Raw genomic sequence first — 11523 nt, 5'->3', positions numbered from 1 at the left:
ACCCTCTTCCATTGTTTCCTTTCTGATTCCCATTATTCCCTTGCGAGCCTCTTCCGTTGTTCTCTTGCTGGTGCCCAGTATTCCCTTGCGATCCTCTTCCATTGTTTCCTTCCTGATTCCCATTATTTCCTTGGGACCCTCTTCCGTTGTTCTCTTGCTGGTGCCCATTATTTCCTTGGGACCCTCTTCCATTGTTTCCTTCCTGATTCCCATTATTTCCTTGGGACCCTCTTCCGTTGTTCTCTTGCTGGTGCCCTTTATTCCCTTGCGATCCTCTTCCGATGTTTCCTTGCTGCAATTCTCTTCCGTTGTTCTCCTGTTGATTTCTATTATTTTCTTTTATTTGCTTCGGTTGTTGTGCCTTAGATTGCTGTTGTTCTATATACTCTCCCCTCTCGTTGCTTTCTTCTTTTACAGGAGATGCGTCCGATGATACATCAGAAGATGACTTTTGCTGTTCTTGATAAGACGGCGGTGCAGGTGGGGTAAGCAACTTTTTCTTCTCATTTTCTTGTTTTATATAAACACCCGTTCCAACTCCTGCTTTCTTGGCATCCTCCCGTATTTGCATCGTACTGCTTTGATATTCGACTGTAATATGTTTGAACTCATATTCTTTCTTTAATTCCAGCATAGCCTTTTCCAACTGTGGTTCTAACGACTTGTCCTTTGCAATAGCTGTTAGCATAACTTGCTTATCATTCGTTAAATATTTATCCTCTTGACTTTGCTTTATAATAGTGCGTATCACATCTTGCAGATGCTTATTTTCCCACCGTTTCATTTCTTTTAAAATACGCCTTCCGTCATCATTACAAGCCCGCAAATCTATAACACGAAGATCCTTCGTAACGCTCGCCTCTAAACTTGGATTTATATCAACTGAGACGTAAGCAAACACCTTTTCTTCTGGTTGATTGTAGAAAAATAACAGCCCACATAGAAAACAAGCAGCAAGTAATGATGCCGGCTTTAAGAAATAAGGGATTGAAAAACGAGATGCTCTTTGTTCTTGTTCTTCAAACGAGATTTCCTCTCCAATCATGCAAGAATCCCCTTTTCTTTTACACGTAATAAACTCTCCATTTGGTGTTAAAACAACTACGCTATGCTTTTTTATATCCATCACAATTCCTTTATTCATCATGCTTTTCTCCTCTTATGTAATCAAGAATATATGTATAGTTGTTTGCAAAAATAATACACATTGCAATAATGTATTTTCTATGTCTTTCCAACGTTTTACGACTTACCCTCACACGTGGTTCAATACGTTTAAGCGGTAACTTTTTCTTTCGGAACAGCTCCTCCATCATTTCCTCTTCCTTTATAATCATCTTTACAATTTCTATTAAGTGCTCTCGGGTGTCACGATGCTTAGGAGATTCTTTCGCAAGCTCTGAAAATGTGATTTTAAACTCAGCTAACACACTTTGAAAATGAAGAATTTCCTCCTTACGGTTACTATTGTCCATCTCTTTCATATACTCCGTAAGCGATACTTGCATTTCTAACATTTCCTCTTGCTCATCTTCTTTTAAAAAGACACGGTTATGCTTAGACTCCTTGCGTATATAGTCAATTACATCTCTTTTTATAAGAAGATCAGCAAACGCTAGAAAAGATTTCCCTTTTTTATATGAATACTGTTCAATTGCTTCGTTAAACGCAAACAATCCAATACTATATTCATCATCCTGTTCTGTAATATATCGGCGGCAAACAGACGAAATTGATTTTCTAATAAACGGCTGATACTGAACGATAAAGGCTTCCTTATCTTCTCCGTTGTTTTGTATGTTACATACGATATCTTCTATTTTCGGTTTTCTTAAGATCTTCATTACTAAACTTAACACTGGCGATCTCTCAGCCTCCCTCTGCTTTAAATAGAAAAATGGTCACTAAACAAGCGACCATTTAACCACATTTTGGTAGTACTTTTCTTTGGTCTTTTCTTCTTGCTGTTAGTTATATTTTTCAAGTCTAACTTTTCCCAACGTTTTCTCTCGGTACTAAAGTTAATCCTATATTTTAAGGTACTTTCTTATTTTCTACCGTTCGTTTTGCTTATTCTTTTTCTATTTTATCGGCAATCCTTAAATAACTCTTCTCTATATAATTAGTAATTTCATCCTTTTATTTTAGATGCTCAACTTAATCTAGTAATTTTTATTAATACTTCAATATTCTTTCATAATCATTTTTCTTCTATCTTATTTTTCCACTATATATATTCGGAGGAAAACATCGTTTTATGGGGGTCAAAAAATATTTTTATAAAAAATACATATTTATTTCAAAAATAAAAACCATTGATTTGAAAAAGGACCAATCAATGGTTTTATTATCATATCTATTAAATTAAGTTGTGCTCTCATTATATATTAGAAAATCAGCTATTTTCACTATTTCCTACCGATTTTCTCAAGCGTTACCTTTCTTGATTATCATAATATGTCTTATCTGCATATTTTCTATCATTTCCTTTTAGATAAGCTAAGATTACTTTTGGATTTTTAAGTAAAGCCCAGTCTCCATATGTATCAAATCTCCTGCATGAAGTTATCATTCCATTTTTAATGGTACCGAATTTCTTATTATTTCGCTTTCCCCATTCTTTTAACCGTTTCGCGAAATCTGCATCTTCTGCCATCAGCATGTTTTCATTAAATCCGTTAATTGCCATGAAATCTTTTTTATAGCACCAAAAAATCCCTACAGATATAGCTCCGTACTTAAAAAGTAAGGGGATTATTATTAACATTGCGGACAGAAATATTCCTAAAGATATTCTTTCGAACTTCCCATTTACCCCACCACCAATGTATTTACCTGAAGCTAAATATGTATCTACATTAGACAACATAGACTCTGTCATTATGGTATCAGCGTCTATAGTAACGATTATTTCTCCACTAGCTATTTTCGCCCCTGCATTTCGGATTTTAGATAAGTTTTTATCATTATTTTTTAATGTAATACAATGATAAGATTTTGCTATTTCCTCTGTTTTATCGGTGCAACGATTTAAAACAACTATAACTTCCGTTTGCTCTTTATATGCCTCTGATGCCTTTACAATGGAATCTAAACATTTTCCAATGTACTTTTCTTCATTATGTGCAGGAATTATAATAGAAAATTTCATATCTTTTTTCAAATTGCCTCCTGAAGGTTCGTTTGTCTCAGTCATAATATCCCCCTTATTTCATAAGATAAATATCTGTTATACATAACGTATATTAAAATTTATTAAGTTATATTATTAAAAAAGTAATTAAAACAATATGGACATCAAAAAGGCCAACAATGCAAAATTGTTAGCCTCTACTTTTCATATTCGTACCCTTTACTTCCTAACAACTGGAATCCACATTTCACCAAACACTAAACCATTTCTTTTTCCCATCTCAACCGTTGTATTTGGCCCACCAACATAGGCAAAATCTTTTGCATCTGGTAAAGCTTGACCAAAGGCGATGCCAGTCAGCTTATTGCTTAGCTCTTCAGCCGTTTTGTCTTCACCTTTCACCACTAAGTATTCTCCCTTAGGAAACTGAATCACTCTAGATTCTTCTTCTATTTGTGCTTCTGTCATAACACCAGCATAATACATCATCTTATTATTCACTGCTTCGCTCACAGAAAAAATGTATTCATTTGTAGCTAAAGCTTTTAAAGTATCCAGTCTTCCATCTTCTTTAACGGCCGACCAAAAGTCTTCCTTTTCTTTATTTATTCCCACAAAGTCTGTATAGTCACTTTTAATTTCAGTTCCAATACCTAGCACAATAAAGCTATCTTTTTCTTCAATCGTATAATTTTTCATATTCAAAACCTTCCTCTTTTTTTATTAATCAAACGATTTATCTTTTCATCTGATACGTTTATAATACCTTTAAACCATGTCAAAAAATGATACTGTTTAGGAGACCAAAATGAAAAAAGTTGAACGGATTAATACAATTATGCGGTATATCAACAACCGCTCCCACTTTACAATTTCAGAAATCATACGAGAATTTAATATATCACGATCAACAGCTATTAGAGACATTAGAGAAATAGAAGCTATGGGGATGCCACTTGTCGCTGAAGTTGGGAGGTCTGGTGGATATTTTGTCATGCATAATTCTATCCTACCCGTTGTTCGCTTTACTGATAACGAAGTGAAAGCTCTTTTTATTGCCTTTATGGCTACAAGAAATCAACAACTCCCTTATCTAAAGAGTCGGCAATCTTTAGCGGAAAAGCTACTAGGACTCATTTCAGAAACCCAGCAAGATGACCTTGTTCTTTTAAATCAACTTTTGCTTTTTGAAGGGACTAATCCTCATAACCCTGATCTACTTGAGCTTTCTGACCTTCCTCACCCTATGTTAGAAAAACTCATTCAAATCCTTCTTTTGGATAGATATTTATTGATTACTGTCAAAGAAGAAATCAAGTCTTATCCAATTTACCTATTACACCTTTATAAAGAAAAAAGCTATTGGATGATTGAAGGATTTGACTTAAAAGAAGAAAAGAAGCTGATGTTTCCTGTCGATGACCTCATCAATATCGAACCGTACACGCCCAAAAAGAGGTTACATAAGAAACAGATTTTAGAAAGACTGAGTAAGAAGGACGAAGCAATTAACCTTGTATTTGAACTTGGTCCGAAAGCAATTGCACAGTTCAAAAAGTACCACCCTTTCAAAGTTTCAATATCTTATACAAACCCTTACCAATCTACAGCTATTTTAAAAACATTTATCGATGTTCACAATTCCGATGAAGTGACAGAGATGACAAATTGGCTGCTTTTCCTAGGTAAAGATATTACAATTAGGGAAATGCCTGAAGAAGTATTAAAAGATTTACAAGAGCGGTTATGCTTATACACTCCATAAGCAGTGACTAGTTAAACCTCAAAATATTGAGTTTAGTTCGTTACCAGTTGCCCATATTTTCAAATACAATGAGTATAATACTGGTAAAAGACAAATAGAAAGAGCATATTTTGAAAAAAGTTTAATCAAAACATGCTCTTATGTCATCGAACTGCTCAACTAAAACAACGGCTAATCCACTAACCACCTCATATAATTTTTCTCAATAGCCTTACTATAATTGGTGTCTTTAATGTCTCCTTTATTAATGAATTTTTGTGTTTCATAAAATTACTGATCTGTTTTCGCCTATTTGGAACCATTAACAAAGGTAATCTACTAGGATTAAACCACCCAATTTTTGCAGTTTCAGGTCCATTATTTATTGGCTCTCCTCCTAGTAATCTCCCTGAAAATAAATGTTGCATATCATCGTATTGAGGCTGGTGATATTCTCCTATTTTACGCTCAATAACAATTATATAGCCTGTTTCTTCTTTAGTTTCTCTTATAGCACACTTCTCTAACTGTTCATTTTCTTCTAGTCTTCCCCCAGGCAAATCCAGATAGGATAATCATTTCGTTTAACTAGTAATATTTTTCCTTCATTATTATCAACAATAGTAAAGCACCCTGTGGTTTTTGTAGTATTCATTATAAATATGCTCTCCTTAACTTACCCAATTGCCAATCAACTAGTGTTTCTCTATATCTAAAAAATTTTCCTTCTCGCTGAATGAAATGGACCATATAAAAAGAAAAGCACGTCCCCCCCGTACTTTTCTAAACATATATATCATTCCGATAAATTAAGTCACCTCGATACTTACCCTAACTGACGTTTAAATGCTTTGCTAGCGAAAAAGTAAGAGATAATCATTATACCTATGCACCAAGTGAGCGCAATCCAAATATCGTTACCAACAGTTCCTTCATATAATAGAGCACGAATCGCATTCACAATTGAAGTGACAGGCTGGTTTTCAGCAAATGCACGAACAATTTTTGGCATCGTTTCGGTAGGTACGAAGGCCGAACTAATAAATGGAAGAAAAACGAGTGGGTACGAATATGCTGTCGCCCCTTCCATAGACTTCGCTTTCAGCCCTGGAATGATAGCTAGCCATGTGAGCGATAACGTAAACATTCCTAGTATCCCAGCTACTGCAAGCCAATCTAGCATATTCGCACTGGAACGAAAGCCCATTAAGAGTGCAACAAGAATAACCACCACGATAGTAAGTACATTAGCAACAAGAGAGGTTAATACGTGAGCCCACAATATCGATGAGCGCTTAATAGGCATCGTAATGAAACGTGCCATTAGCCCACTCTTTACATCCGTAAATAGTCGCACGGAAGTGTAAGCTACACCGGATGCGATAGCCATTAGCAAAATTCCCGGCAATAAATAATTAACGTAGTTTTCTGTTCCTGTTTGTATTGCGCCGCCAAATACGTAGACAAATAATAGCATCATCATAATCGGTGTAATCGCTACTGTAATAATTGTATCAGGACTACGCATAATGTTACGCATTAAGCGCCCTAGTAATACCCCTGTTTTGCTTTTCATTTACATCTCCTCCTTTTTACCGATAATCGCAAGGAAAATTTCTTCCAATGTCGGCTGCTTCTCGATATACTCCACTTTAGCTGGTGGGAACATCTCTTTCAGTTCAGTAAGAGTACCTGTCGTAATAATTTTTCCGCCATGTAAAATAGCGATACGGTCAGCCAGTTGTTCTGCTTCCTCCAAGTATTGAGTTGTGAGTAAGATCGTTGTGCCGCTACCAGCAAGTTCCTTCACTGTATCCCAAACTTCAATCCGCGCTTCCGGATCAAGCCCAGTCGTTGGTTCGTCAAGAAAAATAACTGCTGGCGCCCCGATCAAACTCATTGCGATATCAAGCCGGCGCTTCATCCCACCTGAATACTGATCTGCCCTCTGATTAGCTGCACCAGTCAAGCTAAATCTCTCAAGCAAATTGTCAGCGACTTGTGCAGGATTGGAAACTCTGCGTAACTTAGCAACCATTATCAAGTTTTCTCTCCCAGTTAACATGCCGTCTAAAGCTGCGAACTGCCCTGTCAAACTAATACTTTGACGAACATGATCTGGTTGGCGCTTAATATCAAATCCGCAAATACTTCCTTCACCGCCATCTTGTTTCAGTAGCGTCGAAAGGATGTTGACTATTGTCGTCTTTCCCGCTCCATTTGAGCCTAGCAGCGCGAAAATTTCTCCACGCTGCACCTCAAAATCCACTCCCTTTAAGACTTCTTTATCTCTAAAAGCTTTTTTTAACCCTTTTACAGAAATCGCTGCATTACTCATACTTTTTCCCCCTTATAAAATTAAATTACCTGCACCCTCTATTTAGTACCACTGATAATCTGTATTACTTAGTAGCGGTTTAAAAATATAACTGAATAGCGATGGCGTTAGTTCACATTTATGACCAGCTAATCAGTCGGTATTACTTGTTGCATTTATTTTTTTCTCAATTTCTTCATAATACTTTCATTCAAATCTTCACGATACTTAGAAACATATGTTTTAGCGTTTGCCACTAGTTCGTCAGCAAAGGATGCCACGTCTTCCCCAGTAATGTCTAGCACTTGTCTGCCTTCCGCTGCACCGGCTTCAAACAAATCGATTAATTCATACTGTATGTGCAGCATATCCATCCCGTTACCGGCTGAAAAATTCCACATGTAGTTTTGAATTTTCTTAAACACAAACTGATAGTCCTCTGGCAATGCTGCAACACGTGCCATCATCATTTTGTACTCTTTTTTATCACCAATTAATTTTTTGAACATTTCCAACATCTTATTTTCCTCCTTTTTTATAAAGCAGACAAGAAACTCTCCAAATATGAGCCGGAACATTTTATATTATGAAGCTAGTTTGACTTCAAGACGTTAATTTTTGACGATACAAAATCCCATTTTTTCCAAAACAATTCAAGTTCCTGACGTCCAGCTTCATTTAATGAATAAAACTTACGAGGTGGTCCCATATCTGATGGTTTCTTTTCAATATTCACAAGCTTTTTCTTCTCTAATCGTACGAGGATGGTATAGACCGTTCCTTCCACGACTTCAGTAAACCCAAGATCATTCAGGTGGCGAGTAATCTCATAACCATACGTTTCACGGCGGCTAATGATTTCCAGCACACACCCTTCCAGTGAACCTTTCAGCATTTCAGTTAAATTTTCCATGTTCTGATCCTCCTTTACCCCCTATTCTGTCTGACTTATATTCAGTATTACAGAGTACTAAGGCGAATTTTTTACTGAGTAGCTTTTTTGAATTCATACTATTCAGTATCACTTATTACATCTACATTGTATGACTAAGTAGCGATAGATGTCAACTAATTTTCAAATTTTTTCTAAAATCCGCAATTACCTATTGTCTACTGAAAATATTTTGAGAAACAACACTACTCAGTATTGCTTATTACAAGTATATTGTATGACTAGGTAGCGATGAATGTCAACTCGATTTTTATATTTTTTCTAAAATCAACTATTTCAGAATGCGTATAAATATTAATTCCTTTTCCTTCCGTTTGCTTTAATAGTTCTTCTAACGCAAATAAATTATGGCCTGTAACTACAATAACTTTACCTTCTACATGGTTTTGTGTAATTTGAACAGGCTCTGGCACACCAAAATGATTCGTATGTGCCTCATCTAACAACTCCATTACTCGTAAAGCTGATTTCCCAACTTTCATAGCCATATCAATATGTTCTCGTTCATTAAAGTTAGAATTTGTTAATGTCATATACAGCGCTTCTTGCGTTGTAGCATCTACAAAAGCATCCGTATAGCCTAACTGAGCAGCATGTGTGCGATAAGCCGCAATTCCTTTTAACCCAAACACAATCGTATCTTGTAAACTTGCAATTGTTTCATTTTTACCGCACACACCTATTACTTTACATCCGCCTGTTGGCGTTTGTTCACATTGATAACAAAACATATCATCCCACCCTCTCCCAATGATTGCTTACAAACTAAGGATAATACCCATTGAGAAAAAAGGATGTGATATCAATCACAATAATATATAAGAATTTGTGACAGTTCACATTGTCGACATAATATTCTTACTGTATCCTGATATTCATACTTGCACATGATTTATTTGCATCATATATCAGTGCACTTTTAAGGAATACAAATATCATATCCACCTAACATTTCACAAAATTTTCCTTACTGATGGTACAATTAAAGTTATGGAGGGATAATATGATGGTTTACTACAGAACACTGTTTCTTATACTCGGTATTGCAGTATTTCTGTTTCTTATGGCTGGGTCACGAAAAATTAGAAATAAAAATCTTTCATTCGTATTGATCGCTTTAGGGATAAATATACTTGTAAGCCCAATGGCACTTTTTATAGGGGGGATGGCAACGGATTCTCCATATAGTACTGCACTTGATTTTTGGAAAGGATTTTTCTTTATTCAAGGAATACCTCTTTTCTTACTACTTATAGCTTTCATTTGGTGGCTTAATCGCCCGCCAAAAGTAATAGCTCCAACGAGTATTGAAAAAGACCTTGAACAAAATAGTAAAAGCACTAAGAAAAAAAGGACACGAGGTCGTCCAATTACTGCCTTACGTATTGTAATTCCAATTATTTTAGTAGTAGGCTGTTTGTCTTACATTTTGTATTTACAGGACATTACACTTAAGAAAAGTCATTCTCCAAATAATAAAAATACGATTAAAGTAGTGAAAATAGATTCAGACTCTTCTCATGGTTCCTATCCCGTCAGAATTAAATACGGCTTATGGGAACATTTTGACATAAGTATTGCAAATGAGGGAGAACGTCTCGATTCCTCAAACGTTTTCGTAGATTGGAAAAACGATTATGAAGCAACGATAACACTACGAGGAAAAGAATCCGTACCTGAAGTTGTGGAATTTAATGTATCAAATAAATCCAATGGTCCTGTTTTTAAGAAGGTACAAAAAGTGGTCAGTTCCTTTACCTTTCAAAAAAGTGAATCTCCAAATTTAATAAATATTATCGAGCTTAGAGAAACAATAAAATCAAAAGGACCAAGTCCTAGTTCAACTGTAAGAATCTATTATGGGAAAAGAGGTAGCATTTTAGAAAAATATAAAGAGGTCACTCTTAAGGAAATGTATACGACAGACAACTTCAATATCAATTGGAGAAACGATGAACAAGTACAAGTAGAAGTAATAGAGGAAAATGTAGTAACGGCTACCATCGTGATTGATTTGTCAAAATGAATTTATTTTTCACATGTTATAACTGTGTTCTATCCGGCACACGAGAGATACATAGCATTTATAAATGAATAGATTTACAGACATGATGAACCGCCCCTTTCTTTACAATACATTTACATTATCTTAACATTGTTTACATTATTTATATGATATATTTATATAGAATCTACTTTATAAATTTCATGTACATTGTTATCTTTATAATCTCTGATTTAATTAATAAGAGATTATGTTATATTTTTATACCAGGGGTGAATGAGGATGACTGAAACTTTAAAAACACTTATAATGCTTGATGCTACTTACGTTGTTATCGCAATTATGACGGTACTGGTATTTGTATACTTGGAATTAAAATCTCAGTAACGTATGCGGACTTCGCATTTAAATATAGTTAGAAGAAAGCGAGGAGAAAATTGTTTCTCCTCGCTTTTTTTATTTCAACAAATCCAATGTATGTAGAAGTAAATCTCTATCCCCTACTCCCCCATGACCAGGGACTACTGAATTGATGTTTCGATATCGCTTCAGCACATTCTCAATCGATATAGGCCATTCATTTACATAGGCATCTGCAACGTTTCCTAAATCTTTCGAGGACGCAGATTTAACTAAACAGCCTCCAGCTAAAATGTTATATTGCGGTAACCACACGACGATATTATCTTCTGTATGTCCTTTCCCTGGATAAAATGTTTCTACTTTCATATTTCCAAACTTTAAATTCGTAATGGTTTGTAAGTCTCCAAGCGGTTCTTCATATCCACTTTTCTTTGCTAGTTCCGCAGTTAGTACTGTACTATGCGCTTTAATGCCTCTTTCTTTCAATGTTTTCATTCCACCAATTCGATCAGCGTGTGCATGTGTAATAATGACATCTGTTACGCGCTTCTGAAATTTCTTTTCTACCATTTCTATTAGTTCCTTCGTTAATTTGTCATCCCAAGAAGAATCAACAAGTACTAACCCCTTTGAAGTAGTAAGAACTAAACCGTTCGAAGGAACTGCTTCTCCGTTAAAATAACCTAACTCCGTATGAACCCATACATTTTTGTTTAACTGAGAAATCGAAATAGTTCCTGCCTCATTTTTTATTACTTTTTGCTCTAGCTTTTGTTCCGCTTTCACAGAAGAAATTGTACTAACAAATTGAGTTGTTCCTAGTAAACTAACACATACCCCTAATTTTAATAATGTATTCTTTTTCATTTTCTCCACCCTTTCTTTCAAACGAAATAGTTACTACCTATAATAGACAATTCATCTTCAGTGTTTGTTCCATCTTTTCTTACATATTTTTCATACCATTAATAAAAAGCGCACAAAATTTTGTGCGCTTTTTAACTTCCCT

General features: G+C 35.4%; 12 protein-coding genes and 1 pseudogene. 2 read left to right on the top strand and 11 right to left on the bottom strand.

Translation table 11 applies throughout. From position 1 onward, the window contains the following. The 4 genes from PDK19_RS26210 to PDK19_RS26195 form a co-directional block, all read right to left on the bottom strand. Positions 1–1144 (bottom strand): anti-sigma-I factor RsgI family protein (locus tag PDK19_RS26210; protein ID WP_442868816.1); only part of this gene is annotated, 1144 nt, incomplete at its 3' end. Continuing rightward, positions 1137–1859, bottom strand: a complete 723-nt coding sequence (gene sigI, locus PDK19_RS26205; RefSeq protein WP_000950303.1) for an RNA polymerase sigma factor SigI — start codon at positions 1857–1859, stop codon at positions 1137–1139. The genes sigI and PDK19_RS26210, both read right to left, overlap by 8 nt. A gap of 575 nt (positions 1860–2434) precedes the next feature. Continuing rightward, entirely contained in the window at positions 2435–3196 is a 762-nt protein-coding gene (locus tag PDK19_RS26200) for a glycosyltransferase (protein ID WP_000140995.1), read from the bottom strand. A gap of 156 nt (positions 3197–3352) precedes the next feature. Further along, positions 3353–3832 carry a GyrI-like domain-containing protein gene (locus tag PDK19_RS26195; protein WP_000801031.1) on the bottom strand — a complete coding sequence of 160 codons (480 nt, stop codon included), beginning with the start codon at positions 3830–3832 and terminating at the stop codon, positions 3353–3355. A 109-nt stretch (positions 3833–3941) separates the two neighbouring features. Between PDK19_RS26195 and PDK19_RS26190 the strand changes: the two genes are divergently transcribed. Next, positions 3942–4898 carry a helix-turn-helix transcriptional regulator gene (locus PDK19_RS26190; RefSeq protein ID WP_000755035.1) on the top strand — a complete coding sequence of 319 codons (957 nt, stop codon included), beginning with the start codon at positions 3942–3944 and terminating at the stop codon, positions 4896–4898. 188 nt (positions 4899–5086) lie between these two features. Here PDK19_RS26190 and PDK19_RS26185 read toward each other — a convergent pair whose 3' ends face one another. From PDK19_RS26185 to PDK19_RS26160, 6 genes and pseudogenes are all read right to left on the bottom strand, one after another. Beyond that, complete coding sequence (locus PDK19_RS26185) at positions 5087–5437, bottom strand: NUDIX hydrolase (RefSeq protein WP_014893579.1); 351 nt, start codon at positions 5435–5437, stop codon at positions 5087–5089. Between the two features lie 266 nt (positions 5438–5703). Beyond that, a complete protein-coding gene (locus PDK19_RS26180; protein ID WP_000837838.1) occupies positions 5704–6453 on the bottom strand; it encodes an ABC transporter permease in 750 nt (249 codons plus the stop codon). Next, complete coding sequence (locus PDK19_RS26175; RefSeq protein ID WP_000063318.1) at positions 6454–7215, bottom strand: ABC transporter ATP-binding protein; 762 nt, start codon at positions 7213–7215, stop codon at positions 6454–6456. Between the two features lie 155 nt (positions 7216–7370). After that, positions 7371–7712 carry a DUF1048 domain-containing protein gene (locus PDK19_RS26170; RefSeq protein WP_000891984.1) on the bottom strand — a complete coding sequence of 114 codons (342 nt, stop codon included), beginning with the start codon at positions 7710–7712 and terminating at the stop codon, positions 7371–7373. 74 nt (positions 7713–7786) lie between these two features. After that, positions 7787–8107, bottom strand: a complete 321-nt coding sequence (locus PDK19_RS26165) for a PadR family transcriptional regulator (protein WP_000429483.1) — start codon at positions 8105–8107, stop codon at positions 7787–7789. A 308-nt stretch (positions 8108–8415) separates the two neighbouring features. Continuing rightward, positions 8416–8877 (bottom strand): annotated as a pseudogene (locus PDK19_RS26160) (hydroxylamine reductase); the annotation flags it as partial. Positions 8878–9119: 242 nt separating this feature from the next. Between PDK19_RS26160 and PDK19_RS26155 the strand changes: the two are divergent. After that, positions 9120–10172, top strand: a complete 1053-nt coding sequence (locus PDK19_RS26155) for a hypothetical protein (protein ID WP_041184508.1) — start codon at positions 9120–9122, stop codon at positions 10170–10172. Positions 10173–10607: 435 nt separating this feature from the next. Here PDK19_RS26155 and bla2 read toward each other — a convergent pair whose 3' ends face one another. Further along, the gene (bla2, locus tag PDK19_RS26150) at positions 10608–11381 is read right to left on the bottom strand and encodes a BcII family subclass B1 metallo-beta-lactamase (RefSeq protein ID WP_049113600.1); all 774 of its coding nucleotides are present in this window, start codon (positions 11379–11381) and stop codon (positions 10608–10610) included. Positions 11382–11523 lie beyond the last annotated feature (142 nt).

The sequence above is a fragment of the Bacillus cereus group sp. BcHK124 genome (genome assembly GCF_027712065.1).
Classification (GTDB): domain Bacteria; phylum Bacillota; class Bacilli; order Bacillales; family Bacillaceae_G; genus Bacillus_A; species Bacillus_A pacificus.
Note: the sequence above shows the minus strand (reverse complement) of the source record. Positions and strands in the feature narration are given on the sequence as shown.